Below are 21,906 nucleotides of genomic sequence, written 5' to 3' on the forward strand. Positions count from 1 at the left end.
GGCCACGCAAAGATCACCGTGCGGCACCATTTATTGAACATGATCACCGTTTTCGTGTACGACTGTCGTGTGGACACCGAGAACGAGATCGACCGGGACATGCCGCCACGGCGGGAACCGCCGCGCGACAACGGATACCGGGACGAATACACCGACGCCGCGGCATACGTGCACGTGTTCAGCTCGACGATGTGGCCCGCCGCCGCACCCGGGCTCGTCGCGGCACTCGCCGAGGTCGGCGACGGAACGCTGGTGGAACTCGGCGCAGGTTCCGGCCTCGCGACCGCGGAGATCCTGGCCGCCGTTCCAGCGCTCCCGATGGTGGTGGCGGAGCCGTCGGCCGCGCTGCGTGCCGTGCTGCTGGCGCGGCTGCACGATCTCCCCGGCGGCGACCGGGTCACGGTGCACCCGGTGTCGGCCCAGCGGCTGGCGCTGCCCGACCGGATCGCCGCGGTGGTCGGCATGCACATGATCGGCCACCTGCGGCCGGACGATCGGCGAGCCCTGTTCGCCGGCCTCTCCCAGCGCCTCGCTCCGGGGGCGCCTGTGGTGATCAGCACGTTCCCGCCTGCCGAAGCGGTGGCCACCGGGCCGATCGAGCCCATGCGGGTCGCCCGGGGCGAGGCGACCTACGAGGTCACCGCGCGCGCCGAGCCCAGCGGCCCGGACTCCGTGCGCTGGACCAGCGACTACACCACCCGCATCGGCGACGAGGTGCTCGAAACCACGCGGGCGGAGTACGAATGGTGGGTCCACTCCCCCGAGCGGATCGCTGACGAGCTCGCTTCGGCAGGCTTGAGCGCGCGTGTCGAGGGCGACCTGGTGGTCGCCCGGCCGCCGAGCTGAAACGCGCCCTCGGGTTTCCAGGAGCCGGTGCGGCCGGGCGGTGCCGTCGCCTGGTCTCCCAAGATAGGTGGCACCCGGACGAAGGGCCCGGCCGGAGCACGGGTGCGTGTCCGGCCGCGCGATCAGGACCCCTCGCCAGCTTGGCCGCCGATCCCCCACCGCTGCGGCGGCACCGGGGTGAGCACGATCCAGGTCTGCTCCCTGATCGCTTCGCCGTACACCTCCGCGACCGCGTCGGTGAGCCGCGCGATGAGCCGGCGGGAACTGTCCGGATCGAGCCGCCCCTCGTAGATTTTCACGTCGATATAGGGCATGTTGCTCCTCCTGTCGCACGCGTCGCCCCGGATGGCGCGCCCGGCCCGTGCGGCACCTCCCGGAGCCCGCCGACGAGCGCGCCGACGAGATGATCGACCTGCTCGTCGGTCAGGCCGGGGTGGCAGGGCAGGTTGACGTGCTGGTCGAACCACAGCCGTTCCGCGACCGGGCACTCGCCGCGCCGGTGTCCCCGGGCGCGCCACTCGGGAAGCAGGTGCTGCGGGTAGTAACGCAGCTGGATTTCCACGCCCCGCCGGTCCAACGCGGCGAGCAGCCGGTCGCGCGCGCCGGGATCTTCGACGAAGAACGTGTAGAGGTGGTAGCTGTGCCGCACGCCGTGCGGGACGGCCGGAACCCGCACCCGACCGGCGAAAGCGGCGAGCGCGGCGTCGAGCCGCGCGGCGATCGAACGCCTGCGTTCGACCAGGGTGTCGAGCTTCGCCAGTTGCACGAGCCCCACCGCGGCGGACGCCTCGGACATGGTGGCGTTCGTTCCGCCCCGGCGCAGTGCCGCGACCTCCCGCCGGTGGATGTGCTCGGCGTACTTCATCCACGGCAAAGCAGCCGGCACGTCCGCACCGGGCGTCGTGTGGACGAACTCGCCGTCGATGTCGTTGCCGCGCGTGCGTTCGATCCGCTCGGCCCAGTCGGACCGGTGCACCGTCACCATCCCGCCCTCGCCGAGGGTGGTGATGTTCTTGCTTCCCTGGAAGCTGAAGCAGCCGATGTCCCCGAGCGAGCCGGGGTGCCGGCCGTCGCGCGTCGCGCCGAGCGCGTGAGCGCAGTCCTCGACCACCACCGCGCCGCGGGCCCGGGCCAGCTCCAGGATCCGAGCCAGATCGGCCGGATAACCGCCGTAGTGGACGAGCATGATCGCCCGGGTGCGGTCGGTGAGCAAGGCTTCGAGCGCGCCCGCGTCGAGGGCGAGAGAGTCGGGGTCGACGTCGCAGAACCGGACCCGCACCGGGTGCTCCAACAGGGGCTGCACGGTGGCCTGGTAGGTCTGCGGGGTGGCGATCACCTCGTCCCCCTCGCGCAGGTCGAGCAGGTCGACCGCGAGCCGCAGCGCCACAGTCCCGCTGGTCACGGTGAGCGCGTGCGCCGCCCCGAGATGCTCGGCGAAACGCTCCTCGAACTCCGTTCTGCTCCGGCCCGCCGACAGCGGCGCGCCCGACCGGACCAGGGCCGCCACCGCGTCGATCTCGGCCTGGCCCAGGACGCTGCCACGAGCAGCGGCGGGAACGGCGTACTCGCGTGTCATCACCGCTCCGCCAGGCGCGCTCGCAGGACGTTCTTGTCGATCTTGCCCACGGCGGTCAGCGGGAATTCCTCGAGCACCTCGACCTGGTCGGGATGCTTGTAGGCGGCGACGCCGCGCTCTTGCAGGAAAGCCAGCAGGTCGCCGCGCGCCGGCGCGACCGTCCCCGCGCGGGGCAGCAGGAAGGCCACCGACCGCTCGCCCCACCGCGGATCGGGAGCGCCGACCAGCGCGGCCCCGCCGACCGCGGGATGGGCAAGCAGATGCCCCTCGACCTCGGTCGCGGCGATCTTCTCTCCGCCGCGGTTGATCTGGTCCTTGGCCCGTCCGACGACGACGAGGTGGCCGCTCGGCAGCCGGCGGACGAGATCGCCGGTGCGGTACCAGCCATCCGGTGTGAAGGCGCGCGCATTGTGCTCGGCCGCGCGGTAATAGCCGCGCAGCGTGTAAGGCCCGCGAGTCAGCAGCTCGCCGGGTTCGCCAGGGGTGACCGGGCGGTCGGCGTCCCCGGAGGTGCCGTCGACCACCCGGATCTCGTCGTCCGGCGAGACGGGCCTGCCCTGGGTGGTGCAGCGCAGTTCGTTGTCGTCGTCGAGCCGAGTCAGGCACAGCAGTCCTTCTGCCATGCCGAAGACCTGTTGCAGTCTCGCCCCCAGAGCAGGCTCGACGCGGCGGGCGACGTCGTCGGCCAGCCGCGCGCTGCCGATCTGGACGATCTCCAAGGTCGATAGGTCGTGCGCGGCGGCGGCCTCGTCGATCCAGATCGGTGCGAGCGGCGGGTTGATCGCCGTGATCGTCACGCCTTCGCGTTCGATCAACGGGAAGGCCGAGCCCGGATCCCCGCTGGGCGCCACCACCACGCGGCCGCCGGCGGAGAGCACTCCCAGCACGCCAGGACAGGACATCGTGAAGTTGAACGCGATGGGCAGGGCAGCGAGATAAACGCTGTCCGGCCCCAGCCCGCAGATCTCGGCCGCGGCGTCGGCGTTGTACGCGTAGTCGTCGTGGGTTCGCGGAATCAGCTTCGGGGCACCCGTGGTGCCGCCGGAGAGCAGGAGCAGGGCGGTGTCGCCGGCGTCGCCCTGGTCGGCCGACTCGTCAGCGGGCAAGGCAGGACCGGCTGCCACGTCCGCGAGCGGGACCTGGCCGGGCAACGGCTCCCCGGCGATGACGACGTGCCGGACGGAGGGTGCCTCGGCCCGGACAGCTTCGCCGAGCGCGCGGTGATCGAAGCGGGCCAGCCGCTCCGGGAGCACCAGCGCCGCGGCCTCGCTGGTGCGCGCGAGGTGGATCAGCTCGCTCGCCCGATGCCCGGGCTGGGCGTGCACCGGTACCGCGCCGAGGCGGACCAGGCCGAACCAGACCACCAGGAAGTCCGCGCGGTTGGGAAACTGGACCACGACCCGGTCGCCGCGCCGGATCCCGAGCCTGCGCAGGCCGCCCGCCATCCGGTCGGCGGCGGCGTCGAGTTCGCCGTAGGTGAGCCGGACCCGCGAGTCGGCCACCGCTTCCCGGGAACCCCAGTCAGCGGCCCAATCCCGCAGCCTGCCGCCGAAAGTCCGGCCGCGCCAGTAGCCGCGGGCGCGATAGCGCTCAGCGGCCTCGGCAGGCCACGACGGCCTCTCGGCAATGACGTCCGTGCGATCACTCACCGTTTGTCTCCTCGCCATTTCAACCCCGTTCGGCACGGTGCCGTTTCGCTCGCCCGGCCGTACAGGGACCTGTTCCCTTGAAAAGCCGCTTCCCCTTCCGCGGCAAGACATTCCCGGCGCGTCTCCGATGCGCGCCGCCCTCGCTAAGCGAACCGATCGGGGTGCGCGAACCCCAGCTCGATCGCGGGCTCCTTGCCGCAGACGAGATCGGCCAGAACCTCGCCGATCCCGGGCGCGTGCTTGAACCCGTGGCCGCTGCACCCGCCGCCGAGGACCACCCGGCGGTCGCCGCGCGGGCGGCCGAGCACGAACTGCCGGTCCGGAGTGCGGGTGGTCAGGCATACGACCGCCCGCGACGGCGCCGCCCCGAGACCGGGCACCGCCGCGGGCAGCAGCCCGGTCAGCACGGACCAGTCGGACTCCCCGACTGTCCGGTCGACGGTGTCCGCGTCGACCGGCGCGAACGTCCGCCCGTCGTCTTCGAGGCCGAGCTTGACCTCGCCGTCCGGACCGAACCCCGATCCCGTGCCGTGACCCCAGATCACCCGGCCGTCGCCCGTTTCGCGGAGGAACGGCGGAAAGCGCTCGAGCGTGAACGAACCCCGGCTCGCGCTCTCCTCGCGGAACCAGGTCGTGGGCATGCGCACAGCCTCCAGCGGCAGCTCGGGCGCGAGAGCGGCGAGCCATGGGCCCGCGGTGAGGACCACCTGCCCGAACCGCAGATCACCGGTTGCGGTGCGGAGGACGGCACCGGCGGAGTCGAAGTCGATTCCGTGCACCGCGGTCCCGCTGAGCACCCGCGCCCCCGACGCGCGCGCGGCCTCCACAGTCGCCTTGACCGTCGCCTCGGGCCGTACCAGCCCGGCACCCGCCTCACGGATCGCCACGTGGCCGTCGGGAAGCGATCGGTGCGCGGGGTACTCGCGGCGCACCTGTTCTGGCGTCAGCACCTCCACCGGCAGGTCGGATCGCCGGGCCGCCTCGAGCGTGCCGGAGACGAGGTGCCCGTCCGGTTCCCCGATCAGCAGCCCGCCCGTCGGCTCGAACAGCCGCTCGCCCGAGACCTGTTCCAGTTCGTGCCACAGCTGCCCGGACCGGCGGGCCAGCGGAACGAGGCCGGCGGGTCCCGCGCACGCGGTGCGGAACATCCGGCTGCCCCGTGCGAGGACCCGAAGCAGTGCCCGGGCGAGAACTGCTCGATTCCGATCACGTCCACGCCCCGCTTGGCGAGTTGCCACAGCGCCGCGGACCCCCACGCCCCCAACCCGACGACCGCGACGTCGGCGTCGAGCCCCGTCATGCCGGGCTGCCCGCGTAGTTCTCGCCCGGTGCCCCGGCCTCGGCGGCCTCCACGGCGGGAACCACGGTCCCGGCGAACAGCTCGAGCGCCGCGGCGGCGGAGTCCATCGGCAGGTACCCCGGGTTGAACACGCAGCTGAGCACGATGTCGCTGCCCAGCCGGGCCCTGATCCGGCGGATCTGCGCCGTCACGTCGTCGGGGGTGCCGGCGAGCACCTTGTCGTCGCGAAGCGCGGCGGCGAAGTCGTACTTCGCGACCTTCTCCGCGAGCTGTTCGTAACCCGGGTACGCGGCGCTGCGAGCACCGGCCCAGCCGGCCACCGCCTCGGCCATCTTGGCGACGTAATGACGTTCTAGCTCCTCGGCGACGCGCAGCACCTCCGCCCGGTCGGCGCCGAGGTAGCAGGTGAGCTTCACCTGGATCTCCCCGCCGCCCGCAGGGTGCCCGGCCTCCGCCCAGCCCGCCCGGTACGCGGCCAGCATCTCGGCCAGTCGTTCGGCCGAGCTGACCGTAGGGACGACCTGCAGGTGATATCCCTCGCGCCCGGCCGCGGCACAGGTTTCGGGACTCATCGCCGAGGCGAGATAGATCGGCGGATGCGGACGCTGGACGGTCCGCGGCAGCGAAGTGACCGGCCCGAACCGGTGAAACCCGTCGTCGACGCTCACCTCGGTGCCGCTCCACAGCCTGCGGCACGCCTCGACTCCGGCCACGAAACGCTCCCGGCTGGAGTCGATCGGGACGTCGAACGCCACGAACTCCGCCGGCAGGAACGCCCGGCCGAACCCGACGCCGACCCGTCCGCGGGAGAGGTTGTCGAGCATGGCGAGCTTGCCGGCGAGCTGCAGCGGGTGAGTGAAGGCTGGAATCACCGCACCGGTCACCAGCCGGATTCGCGAGGTCCGCATGGCAGCGGCGGCCAGGAACGTCGTCGGGTCCGGGCTGTACCCGCCATAGGCGCCCAGGTAATGCTCGACGATCTGAACGTGCTCGAAGTCCAGTCGCTCGGCCTGCTCGACCAGCCGCAAGCTCTCGTCGAAGTAGTCGAGGGCGCTCTTGCGCCCCGGACCGAGAACAGGAAACAGGGACAGCCCATACCGCATGCGCACTCCAGTCGTCGTGATACCCGTAAGGTCTACATGAAAACGACTATCAATACCAACTACTGGCGACACTGACCGTCGCCGACACCGCCGCCCGCCAGCGAGCCTCCCCGTCGGCACCTACCGGGGGGCGGGTGCGGCGACGAGGCCGGTGCCTGCGGTGAACAGCGTTGCCAGGTCTTGGTCGGCAAGCTCTCCTCGGCGCTGGTCGTCGCGCACATTGATCTCGATGCCGTCGCGGTCGGTGCCGAGGGACTGGAATGTGCTGACACCGTGATAGACGAAACGGTGCAGGTGGTCGATGACGTTCTCGCGGGAGTAGAAGCGCGCGTCGCAGGCCGCTCCGCGCATGTATCCGATGTGGCCGTGTGGATTCACCAACGCCGGGATGACCGTCTTGCCGCGCAGCGAGACTCGATTCTCGGCAGCGTCTTGAGCGGACGATGACGGGGAGACACCGGTGATGATCCCGTCCGTGACGGTGATCACAGCGTCGTCCAACACGGTGGTGCCGTCGCCGACGATCACCCTGGCTTCGGTGAATGTGGTGTTGCCGGTGGGGTCGGAGTGCTGATGGATGCTCATGGGCGAAAGCTGCCTCTCGTTGCTGTGCGCTTCGGTCATTCGTAACGGGTGGCGCGTTGTTCGTAGTCGCGGTAGCCCATTAGGGATTCGAAGGCCTTCTGGCCGAGCAGGAGGTCGCCGAGGTCGGCGACCTCCGCTCCGCGCTTGAATGAGTCGAGCGCAGCGGTGAGGCTCTTGGCGGCAGCGCCGATGAGGCTGTACCACAGCAGGAGAACGTCGGCGCCGGCGTCGGCGTACTCGGCGAGAGTACTGCCAGGACGCTCGCCGCCCGGCGCGTCGTAGAGGTCTGCGGCCACGACTACCGGCACCTCGATGCGCGTACGAACCGCTTTCAGTTTGGAGGCTGGCACCGCTGGTGCGAAGACGATGTCGGCACCAGCCGAGAGTCCGTTGGCGCGGCGGCCGTGCGCCTCGGCATCTTCTGTGAATTCGGTGCGCCCATCTATCTCAGACGTTCTTTTCCCAGGCACCTCCTAGTCTGGGTGAGATTTTCTGGCCATTTTTGCGCCGATCGGTCTGCATGGAGAACCGTCGGAAGCGATCCGCGATCCCTATAATTACGCCGATCGGTACATTCATTCCATGAACGCGGAACAGACCACGAACGACAGGCTCGCCCGGGTCACCGGTACCTCGCGGGGCCATCGCGGCGAGAGAATCCCGCCTTGCGGGGTGCCGGTGACGGTTTCCTTCGACGTGCCGACCTCGGTGAGGATGTCCGCCTTCAGAAACGCCTTCACCAGCATGAGCCGCGCTTGTCCCCGATCCGATCGCGCAGCCAGTCCATCAGGGGCCGGATGCAAGATCTCCGGCCGAGCGTGCGCCCTTGTTCCACGCAACCCGATCCCATGCGACCAAAAGAAAGCCGGGATCGGTGACGAGGTTGAACAGATCGTCGAACCGGCGATGAGGATCGTCGGTCGCCCAACGGTGCAGTTTGGCCTGGATCTCCAGTACCCGGCGCTCAGCCCAGTACAGGACCGATTCCGGATCGCGGATGTTGACCCGTGGCCTCCCGGCATTCCAGTCTCCTCCTCGCAGACTTGTTGGCCCCCTTTGGCCTATGACCGGCTTTTCCAGCCTCGGACTACTACGGAGCCTCCGCCCCGCCCGGTATCCTCAGCTGATGTCGTGCCTGCGCCTTTCCGCCGCGCTGGACGCGCGGGGCGAGGGCGGCGGCACTGGACGGTTCCCACGTTCACTTGACAGTCGGTCGACGGGTGAGGCACCCAGCTCTACCCCTACGGCATCGCCACGGCCACTCCGCAGGCCTTCACCGTGGCCTCCCGGTCGCTAAACAGATGACGAACGGAAGTTCCCCACCACGAGGGTGGGTACGCACCGCACCCAGCCCATATCCGCCATATTGGGGATTTTTCATCCTGGTTTGTGCTGGTCGTGCTGGGTTGAGGGGGTGTGGTAGTTGTCAGGCTGCGGTGTCGCGGACGGCTTGTTCGTGCTGGGTGAGGACGAGCAGGGCGCGGACGAGGGTGGTGGCGTGGCGGGGGTGGAGGCGGAGTTTGTCGAGGATGCGCCAGGTTTTGAGGGCGGCGAAGCCGCCCTCGGCCGCGCAGCGCATCGCGTTGAGCGCGGAGTTGGCGGTTTTCTGGGCGTCGGTAAGCGGGCGGTTCGTTTCGGCTTTGTACGGGGTGAGCACGATCTGCGCGCACGGCCCGTCGCACTGGTCGCAGGCGCGGGTTGAGCGGACGTCTTTGTGCCAGCCCTGGTAGCCCTTGTCCGCGACGGGGGTCAGGCCGCGGGCGTGGATGCGGTCGCGCAGCCGGTGGCGGCGGGCGGCGGTGATGTCGGCGGTCTTGCCCGGCAGTGCCGCCGAGACCCACAGCAGCCGTCCGTCCTCGTCGGTGAGGCCTTGGACGTTGAGGCCGTGGGTTTGTGCTTGCCGCTGTAGTTGCGGCGGTTCTGGACGCCGGTGCGGCGGCGGGTGCGGATCAGGGTCCCGTCGGCCAGCACCACCACCGCGCCGCGGGCGGCCAGCCGCCGCAGCACCCGGTCCAGCCGGGGTGCCCGGGCGGCGAGCAGGTCGACGGCTTCCAGCAGCCAGCGGCGCAGCGTGGCGGCCGACACCGCGTTGGCGCGGGACAGGTCCAGCAGCCGCTGGTCGTGGCGCAGCATCGCCAGCACCAGCACCGCCTGCTCGGCCGGGGACGCCTTGCGCCACCGCGACCCGATCGCGCGACGGCGCCGGCCGATCAACCCGGCCAGCATCGCGATCGTGGGCGGCGACACCGGCAACACGCTGCGATACGAGGCCAGAACCTGCTGTGAGACAGTGGGAGCGGAGCCCCCGGACGGTTTTTCTCGAGTCACGACTTGATCAACATCCGGGGGCTCCGCCACGTTCCCGGCCACGGGCAGGCAACCGGCAGACCCGTTGCCGCACAACCACTCCCGCCACCGTCAACCCCACCTGACCAGCACCAACAGGATGAAAAATCCCCATCGGAGCTGGTGGGCGGTTAAGGGGCGTCAGACACTGGTTCCTCACGTACACCTTCCCGCCTCGCTCACCGGACCCGCGTCGTCTGGCAGCGCCGACACCTCCCGGCGTTGTCAGGGCTGCTCCCGCTCTCCCCGGCGACTCCCGGATCAGGCTGCCCTCAGCTTCACCCGGCCGCTGCGACGACCAGGAGTCGAAGGTCTCTCACCTCCGACCGACTTCAAGCGCCTCGTGGCGCACATGCCCATCGGTCCAGTCGATCCCACAGAACACCCGACGCGGCGTAGTTGCCAACTCCAAGTCATCCTCCGCTGTATGAATCACCTGTGCTGATCAGAGCCTGTGCAGGACCATGCGTGCGACCTAATAGCAGGGCTCTGCGGCCCGACCTCTCAGTAGCCGTTCATGACCCCGGCAGCCCACACGGACCGCTGTCTGGCCAAGAGCTCAAGGACTCCCGATCGAGCAAGCGGTACTCCATGCGGATGGCCCGAACCACGAAGATCAACGAGCGTCGCAACCGGTGGTCGGGAGCGAGTGAGGACCGGAGACGTCCCGGCCTGCATCGAGGCCTCCTGGACACAGGAATCATCTCCGGTCCTCACTCGGCAGCAGGCCGGCTTGGCCTGACAGTCAGTGCCGAGCCAGGGGTGATCTGGATTCACGAGCGCCGGCGCTGACCATGCCTATTAGATGAGGGCGGCGTTGTGTTTCTTGCCCTCGGCTCGTTTGCGGTCGTAGTAGGTCCTGGCGGCGGGGTCGGACAGGGCGGCGAATGCGGCGAGCATGAACGCGCGTTTGAGGGCGAGGTGCCGGTTCTGGGCGGAGGTGTTCGCACCGTTGAAGCTGGTGCTGGGTGCCGGGGACGGTGACTGGTTGCTCGGCGAGCGCGGCGATGATCGTGTTGATCAGCTTGTCGCCCATGCGGGGTGCGTGGGCTTTCGCGTTCGTGGTGATTTTGTGGCGGCCGGCTTTGGCGATGCCGGCTGGTCCGCTGGACCGGGACAGGATTTCCAGGACCGCGGGGTGGCTGATCCGCGGGCCGATGGCGCATTCGAGGGCTGGGCGGGTGCCGGTGAGCAGGCCGCGGATGCGGTTGCTGATGCGGGTGGCTTCGGCGGCGAGGTTGTCGTCGAAGCCGGCCAGCACGTCCAGCTCGGCCAGGGCGTCGTCGCCGATGCCGACCGGGCGCAGGGTGTGCAGCGAGCTGCGATTCGTGGTCCAGTTGGCCGAAGACGAGTTGTTTTCAGGCGAGGTGACAGTGAAGCCCGCGGGCACCAGTCCCACGGTTGGCCGGCCGTTCGAACGGGTCGCTCTTCAGCGAGCAGGGCAATCGTTGGTACGGGGACGTCGCTCGTCACATCGGAGGTTCGGTTTGCGCTCCTGACATTGCCGAGTAGGGCCGCGTCCAGGAACCAGGAGATTCGCGCGCTTGCCTAGCCGCATCGATGCGTGCTGCACCCCTCGGGCCATATGCATACGCCTAGTCAGAGAGGGCGACAGGCTACGGTGGCGGATTCACCGCCACGGTCGTCGGCCCAGAATCTGTCGGTGTCCTGACACGCCGGGTCGGCAGCGAAAACGGTGACGGCCTGTCGGGAGGCCAAGCATTTACGGGATTGGCACCCGGTGGACAGTTAGTGTCGCGAGGGTTGTCGTGGTCGAGTCTCCGGGGTGCGTAGCGTCACCGTCAGGCCCTCTACTGAATGGTCCATCAGGTGCGTTAGGCTGCCGGAATCGGGTGAGCGGTACGGATTGAGATAGGATTAACCATGACGGCGAGTTCCTCCGACAATGATGCAGGCGTGGACCTGCACTTCTACTTCGATCCGGTCTGCCCCTTCGCCTGGATGGCGAGCAAGTGGGTGCGAATCGTGCAGCGGCAGCGAAATTACGATGTCGACTGGCGCTTCATCTCGCTTCGTCTGGTCAACGCCGATATCGACTACGCCGCCCATTTCCCGCCCGAATACGAAGTGTCCCACACAGCTGGCCTCAAGTTGCTGCGCGTGGCTGCACTGATCCGCCAGCAGCACGGGCGTGAGCCGATTGGCGCGTTCTACCAGTCGTTGGGGGAACAGACCTTTGAACAATCGATCGTATGGGGCGGGACCGGCACCGCTACTCACCTGGGGCCGCGGGTGCTTGCGGCGGAGGCGCTCGAGCGACGAGGGTTGCCTGCCGAGTACGTCGAGGCGCTCAACGATCCGTCATGGGACGCCGTGATCCAAGCTGAGACGAACAGGGCGCTCAAACTGACCGGCAAGGATGTCGGCACGCCAATTCTGCACTTCGACCCGCCGGACGGTACGACGTTGTTCGGACCCGTCATCAGCCGACAGCGCTCGGTCGGTCGTCGGCGCGGGTCTCGATGACGACAAGGGTAATAGTCGGATCGAAACAGTTCTCGAATTGCCAGCCAGTTGGCACTGCAGGCAGCGCTTACTGTGCAGTCGACACCGACGCGGATTCCGTGCATTCCACTCCCACACGCCCACCTCACCAGAGCCCGATACCCGGCCCACATAGTCGGAAATGCCTTGCTGGCAAGCACAACGCCCAGCGCGGTGACGATCGCCGCGACATGGAAAACCTCGTGGGCGTCGCTCCCCGTTACCTAATGAATCTCGAACGGCTCGCTGGGACTGGTGAAAGCCTCCCCGTTACCTGACCCGGCTGAGGTCTCGAAAAAGATCGGCAAGTCGAGGTTCCGGTGGGCTGTTCACCCTGCTCGGCATTGTGCTGGCCTTGCCCTGTTCTGGGTTTGTCCCCGACGGGAGGCCGGTCGGCGCGGTGTCGGCGGTGGTGGTCCGCCCGCGCAAGGGCCATGCCTGAGCACCTCTGGGGCCGGTGAGCCCTCGTGCAAGACCGGCGGGCTCGGCGTGTCGGACCACCACCGCGATCTCGCTGAGTCAGGTTGGTGCTCGTGGTTTGAGCCCGTCCGCACGGTGGATGCCTTGTTTTTCGGGAGCCGGTGAGCTCTGACGCGAAGACTGGCTGGCCGTGCGGGTCGCTGGGATCGCGAACAGCTCATCGGAGGGAAGGCCATCGAGCCTCGTCATGCGTGTTGGACTGTGCTCCGCGCTCCTCGTGGATCTTGCGAGGATGCCGGTGTGCTCTCGCGGGTGGCCCTGTCTCGTCATGCCCGCCGCTTCGTGGCGTGGCTTTCCTAATGTGTGCCCCCCGCGAGAGCGCCTCGGGTCGAGCGGGGTCGCTTGATAGAAGCATGGACGCCCCAACGCATGAATGCGCGCCGTTCGATCGCACCTGACCGGTCGAAAAGGAGCCTTTACAGTTGTTGTTCGGCGGTATGGATACGCACAAGGACACGCTCGCGGTCGCACTCGTAGACCAGTCCGGCCGACGCCAGGAAGGCGTCAGGGTCGCCAACAACGAGGCCGGTCACCAGCAGTTGATCGAGTGGCTTGTCCAGCAGGGCCCGGTCGAACGCTTCGGCATCGAAGGTGCCGGCGGCTACGGCCGCGCCGTCGCGCTCGCGCTGGCGTGTGCCGAGGTTCTGGTGGTGGACGTTCCGCCGGTGCTGACGATGCGGGAACGTCGGCGCAGCCGACTGCCGGGCAAGAGCGACCCGGCCGACGCACTGGCCATCGCACGCATCACCGCCCGCGAGGACGACCTGGCGCGCGTCGCTCCCGGCGGCGTCGCGGACGACCTGAAGCTGCTGGTCGACTATCGGGAACAGCTGGTCGGCGAGCGCACCCGGATCGCGAACCGCGCGCACGCGGACCTCGCCATCCTGTGTCCGGGCTACCAGTCCCGCTGCCGCGACCTGCGTTCGGCGAGAGCTTTGGAGACTGCGCGCCAGGTCCTCGGCGAGCAGATCGGCGTGCGCGTCGAGCTGGTGCGCAAACGCCTAGACCGCCTGGCCGAGCTCGACGGCGAGATCCGGTCCCTGGAACGCCGCATCCGCAGCACCGTGACTGATTCGGGCACCGCCTTGACCGACATCCACGGTGTCGGCCCGCTGGTCGCCGCGCTGATCATGGGCGAGGTCGGCGACATTCGCCGTTTCCGGTCCAAAAGCAAATTCGCCGCGGCCAACGGCAGCGCACCTGTTCCTGCATCATCCGGCCGGACGCAACGGCACCGGCTCAGCCGCGGCGGAAACCGGAAACTCAACCGCGCGCTCTACATCATCGCGCTTACCCAGGCCCGTGCCGACCACTGCGGCCGCGAATACCTCCTGCGCAAGCAACAGGAAGGAAAAAGCCGCCGCGAAGCGATGCGCTGCCTCAAACGCCGCATCTCCGACGCCGTCTACCGCAGCCTCGTCACCGACTCCGGCGGCCCCCCGCCGGGGCTGCTTGACATAGAAGCACATTAGGGCGCTGCGCGTTCTCGCTGGGTCTCTGACCAGCAGAGATCACTGATCGACCGGAGGTAGCGGGTTGACACTGTTCTGCGGAATCCACTGGGCGGAAGGCCACCACGACCTGGCCGTGGTCGACAGCGCTGGCACGCTGATGGCGAAAAAGAGAATCAATGAGGACGTCGCCGGCTTCGCCGAGTTCACTACCCTGCTCGCCGAACTCGGCGACACCGCCGAGGCCCCGATCCCGGTCGCGATCGAAACGCCTCGCGGGCTGCTCGTCGCCGCGCTGCGCGAACACCGGCCGGCCGGTGTTCGCGATCAACCCCATGGCGGTCGCCCGCTACCGCGAGCGGCACTCGGTCTCCCGCACCAAATCCGACCACGCCGACGCCATGACCCTGGCGAACATCCTGCACGTCGACGCCCACATGCACCGCCGGGTCCCCGCCGACAGCGACCTCGCCCAAGCCCGTGGCCGTGCTCGCCCGCGCCCAGCAGGACGCGATCTGGCGGCGCACCAAGGCAAGCAACGAACTGCGCGCGGTCCTGCGGGAGTACTACCCTGGCTTCCTCGCCGCCTTCGCCGGCAAGTCAGCGACGAACCTCGCCAGCACCGAAGCCCGCGCGATCCTCGCGATCGCCCCGACGCCGGCGACCGGGGCCGCGCTGGCGAAAGCCCGTATCGCTGCGGCTCTGCGCCGCGCCGGCCGCACCCGCTGCGTCGACCGGGCCGCCGCCGACATCAAGACGGCGCTGCGCGAACCGCAGCTGCGGCAACCGGAGCTGGTCGAGAAGGCGATGGGCGTGCAGGCCCTGGCGCTGCTCGGAACATTGGACGCGGCCTGCACCGGTGCCGACGACCTCGCCGCCGCGATCAGCGAGTACTTCCAGCAGCACCCTGACTACGAGGTCATCACCAGCTAATTCGATACGAGCGGGGCCGGGCACAACCCTAATCACCAGCCAGGCCCGCGAGGTCTTTTGGGAAGACCGGGACAATGTCCGGTTCCCGCTCACCTCACCAGCCCCGGCACGGACGGCCCGGTCGTGACCATGAAGAGTGCGTGGCGTGAGCCGACAGCACGGTGACCTCTCATCTCCAGCGGCGTCCGATGCGAACGCCGGGACAGACCGAGGCCCGTGCCGTTCGCTGGTGTCACGAACGGCTAATGAGATGGCGGACCGACCGAGTCCTGGAATTAGCGTCCTGGAATTAGCGCGCCGCGTGTCCCAATCAGGCTCGCAACGAGCACGCACACGCTGATGAAGGAGCGAGATTGCCCAAGCTGTTCTGCGGGATCGACTGGTCGGAAAACCACCACGACATCGCGCTGGTCAACCGCGATGGCCACGTCGAAGCACAACTGCGTATCGGCGATGACGCCGGCGGATACCGGCGGCTGGCGGACTTGCTCGCCGAGCACGGAGACACGCCCGAAGATCCCATTCCGGTGGCGATCGAGACCGGTCGTGGCCTGCTGGTTGCCTGTTTGCACGCCAGCGGTCGTCTCGTCTTCGCCATCAACCCGCTCGCCGCATCGCGCTACCGTGAACGCCACACCGTCAGCCGCCGCAAATCCGATGCCGGCGACGCCATCGTCTTGGCCAACATCCTGCGCACCGACGCCCATGCTCATCGACCGCTGCCGGCGAATACCGAACTCGCACAAGCGATCGCAGTGCTGGCACGCGCCCAGCAGGACGCGGTCTGGAACCGTCAACAGCTGGCGAACCAGCTTCGGTCGCACCTGCGCGAGTACTACCCCGCCGCCCTGCTGGCCTTCCAGCACCAGGCCAACGGCGGACTCACCCGCGCCGATGCACGCGCGATTTTGGCCATTGCACCCACCCCAGCCCACGCCGCGAAACTCACCCGCAGCCAGCCGCGCGCCGCGCTCAAGCGATCCGGTCGCACCCGCGACTTCGAGACCGCCATCGACCGCATCCACGCGGTATTCCGAGCCGACTGCCTTCGCCAGAAGCCACAGGTCGAAGCTGCGATGGGGCGACAGATGCTGGCCCTGCTGCGGCAACTCGACACAGCCTGCACGGCAGCTGACGATCTCGCCGCCGAAACGAGCAACCAGTTCGCTGAACACCCCGATGCGAAGATCCTGCTCAGTTTCCCCGGCCTCGGCCCGCTCACCGGTGCCCGGGTACTCGCCGAAATCGGCGACGACCGAACGCGATTCGCCGACGCCCGCGCGATGAAAGCCTACGCCGGCGCGTCGCCAGTCACCCGCGCCAGCGGCAAGAGCCACGTGGTTTCCCACCGCCACATCAAAAATCAGCGACTCGCGCACGCAGGATTCCTGTGGGCGCTCAGCTCGCTGCGCGCGTCCTCCCCGGCCAAGGCCCACTACCAGCGGCGGCGGGACCACGGAGACGGCCACGCCCAAGCCCAGCGCCATCTGTTCAATCGATTCCTCGGGCAGCTGCACCACTGCCTGCAAACCGGCGAACTCTACGACGAAGACCGAGCTTTCCGACCACAGCTCGCGTTGGCAGCTTGACTTTTCCGACCATGAGATGTCTTCCCCGGCCTCGCCGACGCCACCGGCGCCCGCGTCCTGGCCGAGATCGGCGACGACCGCACCCGCTTCACCGACGCCCGCTCGCTCAAGGCCTACGCCGGATCCGCACCCGTCACCCGCGCGTCCGGGCGCAGCCACGTCGTCACCCACCGGACCGTGAAGAACGACCGCCTCAACGCCACCGGCTGGCTCTGGGCCTTCATCGCCGCCACCCACAGCAAACCCGCCAAAGCCCACTACCGGAAACGCCGCGACCACGGCGACCGCCACTCCACCGCCCTGCGCCACCTGTTCAACCGGATGCCCGGCCAGCTGCACCACTGCCTACACACAGGACAGACCCACGACGAAACCCGAGCCTTCCACCAGCCTCAGCCGACACCCGCAGAACCCGTCGCCGCTTGACAATTGGCGATATCGGAGGCCTTCTTCGCAGCTCCTGATCAAGGAGTTCGTGGTCGCCAGGCTCGGCATGACTTTGTCCCCCTGTCGCAGGCATGATCCGGGGGGGTGATGTCACCGGGTCTGGTGGCGTCGACCAACCGCTGATAAGGACACGGCCGCCTGCGGGCAGGTCTCGTCGCAGGCGTGGGTGCCGGCGCTCGATGCCCGACCGGCGACCACCCGCACCACGACGAAGGACATGGTGGATGACCAGCAGTTTCGGGGTTTTCCTCGGCTTGGACGTGGGCAAAGGCGAACACCACGCCGTCGGTCTCGGCCCAGACGGCCAGCGGCTGCACGACGGGCCACTGCCCAACAGCGAACCCAAACTGCGCGCGGTGTTCGACAAGCTCGCCGCCCACGGGCCGCTGCTGGTCGTGGTCGACCAGCCCGCGACGATCGGGGCGTTGCCGGTCGCGGTCGCCCGCGCCGCCGGGCACCAGGTGGCCTACCTGCCCGGCCTGGCGATGCGCCGCATCGCCGACCTCTACCCAGGCCGCGCCAAGACCGACGCCCGCGACGCGTTCGTCATCGCCGACGCCGCCCGCTCGCTGCCGCACACGCTGCGCCCGGTCGACCTCGGCGACGACGCCCTCGCAGAGCTGGACGTGCTGGCCGGCTACGACGACAACCTCGCCGCCGAAGCCACCCGCCTGTCCAACCGAGTCCGCGGCCTGCTCACCGGCATCCACCCCGCCCTCGAACGCACCATCGGCTCGCGCATCACCCACCCGGCGGTGCTGGAAATCCTCTCCCGCTGCGGCGGACCCTCCGGAATCCGCAAAGCCGGACGCCGCAAACTCACCGCGATCGCCACGGCCCACGCGCCCCGCATGGGCGACAAACTCGTCGCGGCGATCACGACCGCGCTGGACGAGCAGACCGTCACCGTTCCCGGCACCACAGCGGCCGACACCGTGCTGCCCAGACTGGCCGACAGCCTGAAAACCATTCTCCAGCAACGCAAACAGGTCGCCGAACAGGTCGAGGAGATACTCGACGCACACCCCTCTTGCCGGGGTCCTGACATCGATGCCCGGCATCGGCGTCAGGACCGCCGCCCGCATCCTCCTCGAGATCGGCGACGCCTCGTCGTTCAAGTCCTCCGCCCACCTGGCCGCCTACGCCGGCATCGCACCCGTCACCCGCGCCTCCGGCACCAGCATCAAAGGCGAACACCCCGCCCGCACCGGCAACCGCAAACTCTGTGAGTGTGTCAAACGCGCCTTCTTCCTCGCCGCCTTCGCCGCCCTCTCCGACCCCACCAGCCGGGCCCACTACAACAAAAAGAGAGCCGAGGGCAAGAAGCACAACGCCGCCCTCATCTGCCTCGCTCAACGCCGCTGCGACGTCCCCTACGCCATGCTCCGCAACGCCACCCACTACCGACACCCCGAACCCTCGACCATGCCCACCGCGGCTTGACAACCCCATAAGGACACCCCCCACCAGGACCGCCTCCTGTCCGTCGCGGACCTCGTGCTGGGAGGAGAGGCGAAGACTCCTCGACACGATTTGCTGACTCCTGCTCTGATCGGAAACGCCGGTAGCTGGCCGACACCGAACCGACCCAGCGGTCAGGACTGTGAAGATGCGCAGTGCTCGGTCAGCCGTAACGCGGATCAGACCACAATCCGGGACGGCACCCCGTGATCATCACAATCACGGCCATAACGTAGGCACCGGCGCTCGATGCCCGACCGGCGATCGCCGGCGACGACCAAACGGCGTGGTGGATGACCAGCGATTTCAGAGTGTTCCTCGGCCTGGACGTCGGCAAAAGCGTCCACCACGCGGCCGGATTGACCGCCGGCGGCGAACAGCTGCACGACGGTCCGCTGCCCAACACCGAACCCAAGCTGGCGGCCCTGTTCCATAAGCTCACCCGACACGGCCGACCGCTGGTCGTGGTCGACCAGCCCGCCACCACCGGGGCCCAGCCCGTCGCGATCGCCCGAGCAGCCGGCGCGCTCTCCTCGTTGGCGACTGCCAAGGCATCGCCCTTTACACCTCGATGCGGTTGGACATTCGAGATGTCAAGCAGAAATTAATATCACACATGCGCCGAAGGGCTATCTGTTGGACCTAGCGATCACGATCGCTATGATTGGACATCATGGGCAAACTTCACAAAATTAGCGATTATCGTGCTGCAGTTGCCGCGCTAACGGATCAGTACCGTGCACTCGCACCGGGGGAGCCAGTGCGACTGGCCAAGTCTACGTCGAACCTGTTTCGATTCCGCGCTCCAACCGGAAGCACCGGCCTTGACGTAAGCGCCTTTGACCAGGTGCTGCAAGTGGACCCAAAGGCGAGAGTGGCTGAGGTAGGCGGAATGACCACCTACGAGAAACTGGTCGCAGCGACCCTTCCCCACGGCCTGATGCCTCTGGTGGTCCCTCAACTGAAGACGATCACACTGGGCGGAGCCATCTCAGGCCTCGGGATCGAGTCGACGTCGTTCCGCAACGGTCTACCGCATGAGTCAGTACTGGAAGCAGAGGTCCTGACCGGAGACGGCCGAGTAGCTATCGTGAGCGAGAACAACGAGCACGCTGAATTGTTTCGCGGTTTGCCCAATTCCTATGGAACCCTCGGCTACGTACTCCGAGCACGCATCGAACTCGAGCAAGTTAACCCATACGTACGATTGCGGCACATTCGGTTTCCGGACATTAAGATGGCGACGGCAGCGCTTGACCATATTTACATGAACCGATCATACGAGGGCATCCCGGTCGATTTCGTCGACGGCACAGTGTTCGAACCAAAAGAATGGGATTATTCGCGACACCTTGATCCGAATTCAGTTGTTATCACTCTCGGCGACAGTGTACGTGAAGCGCCTTACACGAGCGATTATACCGGAATGAACATATTCTACCGATCGATTCGACAGCGCGAGGTCGACTACTTGACTATATATGACTACCTTTGGCGCTGGGATACCGACTGGTTCTGGTGTTCCCGAGCATTTGGCCTGGAGTGGCCAACACTACGCAAGATGTGGCCAAAACGATACCTTCGCTCTGACGTATACCGGCGATTGGTAGCGCTGGACCGCCGCTACAAGCTGTCCCAGCGACTACTGGCGGCTGCCGGTCGCCCACCGACCGAGCCGGTTATCCAGGATGTGGAAATCCCGCTCGCGCAACTGCCCGAATTTATGGCATTTTTTCGCTCCGAGATCGGTATCTCACCCATATGGCTGTGCCCTCTGCAACTACGCGCACAGCGCCAGTGGCCACTGTATCCTCTGGACATAGACACTCGTTACGTGAACGTAGGATTTTGGTCCACAGTGCCAAAGCGGCCGCAGCAGAAATCGAGCTACCACAACCGGCGGATCGAGCAGGTAGTTACCGAATTAGGAGGGCGTAAGTCGTTGTACTCAGATGCGTACTACCCACCTGAGGAATTCGCTGAATTATACAACGGTGCAGCGTACCGCCGACTGAAGAACGAGTACGACCGAGACGGTCGACTGCCAGACCTGTACACGAAAGTCGTACACAACCAGTGAAGTCGCAGAGTTGACCCGCGAGAAGACACTTATTAATTGGCCAGATTGCTCTGCAGCAAGGAAAGGACGAACAATGAGTTTATCAAACACGTGGACTATGTCGGTGGCCGAGGGGATGGCACGGGTGGTCGGTGACGACGTACCGATTGAGTTTATCGCATATGACGGCAGCAAAGCAGGCACGCCGGGAGCCCCGATACGCCTGGACATACGCTCACCGCTGGCGTTATCCCACTTGGCCTCCGCGCCTGGTGAGCTCGGCCTAGCCAGGGCCTACGTGAGCGGCACGCTAGAGGTGACCGGCGATATGTACACCGCACTGGCAGCACTACCTAAGATCGCCGTTCGCGAACTTCCCTTGGACTTGCGTTGGACAGTGGCACTGCGGTTGCTGACGGCACGATTGCGTTGGCCAGCATCCCCCCCTCCACAAGAGCACCGCCAGCGGGGAGAACGACACTCCAAGAACCGCTATTCCGCAGCGGTCTCTCACCATTACGACGTATCCAACACATTTTACGAGTGGCTGCTCGGCCCATCTATGGCCTACACCTGTGCAGTCTTTCCGACCGACAACGCCTCGTTAGAGGAAGCCCAGTTCGCAAAGCATGACCTGGTGGCGCGCAAGCTCGCGCTGCGTCCAGGCAAGCGACTCCTAGACGTCGGGTGCGGCTGGGGCGGCATGGTGATACACGCCGCACAGCACTATGGCGCAAGAGCGCTGGGCGTGACGCTATCGAAGGAGCAAGCTGAGTGGGCAAGTTGCAAGATCGCCGAATACGGTCTCTCCGACCTGGCCCAGGTGCGCTACGCCGACTACCGGGACGTTCTCGAAACCAATTTCGATGCGGTTAGCTCCATCGGCCTTACTGAGCACATCGGAGACGCCCAGCTACCAGGGTATTTTGAGTTCCTCTATAGCAAGCTGCGCGCGGAGGGTCGATTGCTCAACCATTGCATAACCAGGCCGAACAGCTCATATAACGTGCGTGTCGGCCCGTTCATCAACCGGTACGTTTTCCCAGACGGCGAACTGGAGAGTCCTGGCCGCCTGGTGTCTCTCGTTCAAGACACTGGCTTCGAAGTACGACACGAAGAGAACCTCCGCGAGCACTACGCCATGACCCTGGCCAACTGGTGCACCAATCTGGACGACAACTGGGCCAAAGCGGTATCCGAGGTGGGAACCGGTACGGCACGAGTCTGGCGCCTCTACATGGCCGCTTCTCGTCTCGCCTTTGAGCGCAACAACATCCAGTTGCACCAAATCCTGGCCGTCAAGCCCGACAAATACCACTCCGGCATGCCCCTACGACCCAATTGGGATCCCCCAAAATGCACGAGTTAGCAGCCCTCTCTGAACCGGTCATACGGAACGCTTTCAAAGTACGACGGCGCACGACGCAAGCCCTGCGAAGAACTACTTATCGATAGCGATCGTTTCTCAGCTTCACACTGGATACACCCTCCGCGGCGACTACCGGGATAAAGCTTCAAGAATCCGCCCCTGGTGTATCTGTGCCAGTCTGCGAAAGCAGTCACTCGCCGCCTCACT

Annotated in this window: 17 protein-coding genes and 5 pseudogenes; 11 read left to right on the forward strand and 11 right to left on the reverse strand. The window is 67.0% G+C overall.

Annotation, left to right across the window (positions count from 1 at the left end; translation table 11 throughout):
- Positions 1-39: 39 nt before the first annotated feature.
- Entirely contained in the window at positions 40-846 is an 807-nt protein-coding gene (locus DMP23_RS20245; protein WP_337822112.1) for a class I SAM-dependent methyltransferase, read from the forward strand.
- Between the two features lie 122 nt (positions 847-968).
- Here the strand turns inward: DMP23_RS20245 and DMP23_RS20250 are convergent, their stop codons facing one another.
- From DMP23_RS20250 to DMP23_RS20300, 11 genes and pseudogenes are all read right to left on the reverse strand, one after another.
- Positions 969-1,160: a tautomerase family protein gene (locus DMP23_RS20250; protein ID WP_337822113.1), complete on the reverse strand. Its 192-nt coding sequence runs from the start codon at positions 1,158-1,160 to the stop codon at positions 969-971.
- Positions 1,142-2,422 (reverse strand): DegT/DnrJ/EryC1/StrS family aminotransferase, encoded by a 1,281-nt coding sequence (locus DMP23_RS20255; protein WP_337822114.1) that lies wholly within the window; start codon positions 2,420-2,422, stop codon positions 1,142-1,144. The genes DMP23_RS20250 and DMP23_RS20255 overlap by 19 nt, the downstream gene beginning before the upstream one ends.
- On the reverse strand, positions 2,422-4,071 hold the full coding sequence (locus DMP23_RS20260) for a (2,3-dihydroxybenzoyl)adenylate synthase (protein WP_337822115.1): 1,650 nt from the start codon (positions 4,069-4,071) through the stop codon (positions 2,422-2,424). Before DMP23_RS20260 ends, DMP23_RS20255 begins: the two co-directional genes overlap by 1 nt.
- Before the next feature lie 143 nt (positions 4,072-4,214).
- Entirely contained in the window at positions 4,215-5,219 is a 1,005-nt protein-coding gene (locus DMP23_RS20265) for an FAD-dependent oxidoreductase (RefSeq protein WP_337822116.1), read from the reverse strand.
- Between the two features lie 148 nt (positions 5,220-5,367).
- Positions 5,368-6,474: an LLM class flavin-dependent oxidoreductase gene (locus DMP23_RS20270; protein WP_337822117.1), complete on the reverse strand. Its 1,107-nt coding sequence runs from the start codon at positions 6,472-6,474 to the stop codon at positions 5,368-5,370.
- A 120-nt stretch (positions 6,475-6,594) separates the two neighbouring features.
- Entirely contained in the window at positions 6,595-7,059 is a 465-nt protein-coding gene (locus tag DMP23_RS20275; RefSeq protein ID WP_337822118.1) for a hypothetical protein, read from the reverse strand.
- A gap of 35 nt (positions 7,060-7,094) precedes the next feature.
- Positions 7,095-7,355 (reverse strand): hypothetical protein, encoded by a 261-nt coding sequence (locus DMP23_RS20280; RefSeq protein WP_337822119.1) that lies wholly within the window; start codon positions 7,353-7,355, stop codon positions 7,095-7,097.
- A gap of 279 nt (positions 7,356-7,634) precedes the next feature.
- Positions 7,635-7,799, reverse strand: a complete 165-nt coding sequence (locus tag DMP23_RS20285; protein WP_337822120.1) for a hypothetical protein — start codon at positions 7,797-7,799, stop codon at positions 7,635-7,637.
- A gap of 686 nt (positions 7,800-8,485) precedes the next feature.
- Positions 8,486-8,905: a transposase family protein gene (locus DMP23_RS20290; protein ID WP_337824421.1), complete on the reverse strand. Its 420-nt coding sequence runs from the start codon at positions 8,903-8,905 to the stop codon at positions 8,486-8,488.
- A complete protein-coding gene (locus tag DMP23_RS20295) occupies positions 8,809-9,306 on the reverse strand; it encodes a hypothetical protein (RefSeq protein ID WP_337824516.1) in 498 nt (165 codons plus the stop codon). The genes DMP23_RS20290 and DMP23_RS20295 overlap by 97 nt, the downstream gene beginning before the upstream one ends.
- Positions 9,307-10,209: 903 nt before the next feature.
- Positions 10,210-10,735: pseudogene (locus tag DMP23_RS20300) on the reverse strand (IS110 family transposase); the annotation flags it as partial.
- Positions 10,736-11,289: 554 nt separating this feature from the next.
- On the opposite strand from DMP23_RS20300, the gene DMP23_RS20305 reads away from it, so the two are divergent.
- From DMP23_RS20305 to DMP23_RS20350, 10 genes and pseudogenes are all read left to right on the forward strand, one after another.
- Positions 11,290-11,892, forward strand: a complete 603-nt coding sequence (locus tag DMP23_RS20305; protein WP_337822121.1) for a DsbA family protein — start codon at positions 11,290-11,292, stop codon at positions 11,890-11,892.
- A 935-nt stretch (positions 11,893-12,827) separates the two neighbouring features.
- A complete protein-coding gene (locus DMP23_RS20310) occupies positions 12,828-13,862 on the forward strand; it encodes an IS110 family transposase (protein ID WP_337822122.1) in 1,035 nt (344 codons plus the stop codon).
- 314 nt (positions 13,863-14,176) lie between these two features.
- Positions 14,177-14,257, forward strand: a pseudogene (locus tag DMP23_RS20315) (hypothetical protein); the annotation flags it as partial.
- A 64-nt stretch (positions 14,258-14,321) separates the two neighbouring features.
- Positions 14,322-14,774 carry a hypothetical protein gene (locus tag DMP23_RS20320; RefSeq protein ID WP_337824517.1) on the forward strand — a complete coding sequence of 151 codons (453 nt, stop codon included), beginning with the start codon at positions 14,322-14,324 and terminating at the stop codon, positions 14,772-14,774.
- A gap of 353 nt (positions 14,775-15,127) precedes the next feature.
- The gene (locus DMP23_RS20325; RefSeq protein ID WP_337822123.1) at positions 15,128-16,363 is read left to right on the forward strand and encodes an IS110 family transposase; all 1,236 of its coding nucleotides are present in this window, start codon (positions 15,128-15,130) and stop codon (positions 16,361-16,363) included.
- 21 nt (positions 16,364-16,384) lie between these two features.
- Positions 16,385-16,789, forward strand: a pseudogene (locus DMP23_RS20330) (transposase); the annotation flags it as partial.
- 245 nt (positions 16,790-17,034) lie between these two features.
- Positions 17,035-18,253: pseudogene (locus tag DMP23_RS20335) on the forward strand (IS110 family transposase).
- Positions 18,254-18,564: 311 nt separating this feature from the next.
- Positions 18,565-18,795 (forward strand): annotated as a pseudogene (locus DMP23_RS20340) (IS110 family transposase); the annotation flags it as partial.
- A 149-nt stretch (positions 18,796-18,944) separates the two neighbouring features.
- The gene (locus DMP23_RS20345; protein WP_337824422.1) at positions 18,945-20,351 is read left to right on the forward strand and encodes an FAD-binding oxidoreductase; all 1,407 of its coding nucleotides are present in this window, start codon (positions 18,945-18,947) and stop codon (positions 20,349-20,351) included.
- A 97-nt stretch (positions 20,352-20,448) separates the two neighbouring features.
- A complete protein-coding gene (locus tag DMP23_RS20350; RefSeq protein WP_337822124.1) occupies positions 20,449-21,699 on the forward strand; it encodes a cyclopropane-fatty-acyl-phospholipid synthase family protein in 1,251 nt (416 codons plus the stop codon).
- Positions 21,700-21,906 lie beyond the last annotated feature (207 nt).

The sequence above is a fragment of the Amycolatopsis sp. A1MSW2902 genome (genome assembly GCF_017312175.1).
GTDB lineage: Bacteria > Actinomycetota > Actinomycetes > Mycobacteriales > Pseudonocardiaceae > Amycolatopsis > Amycolatopsis nivea.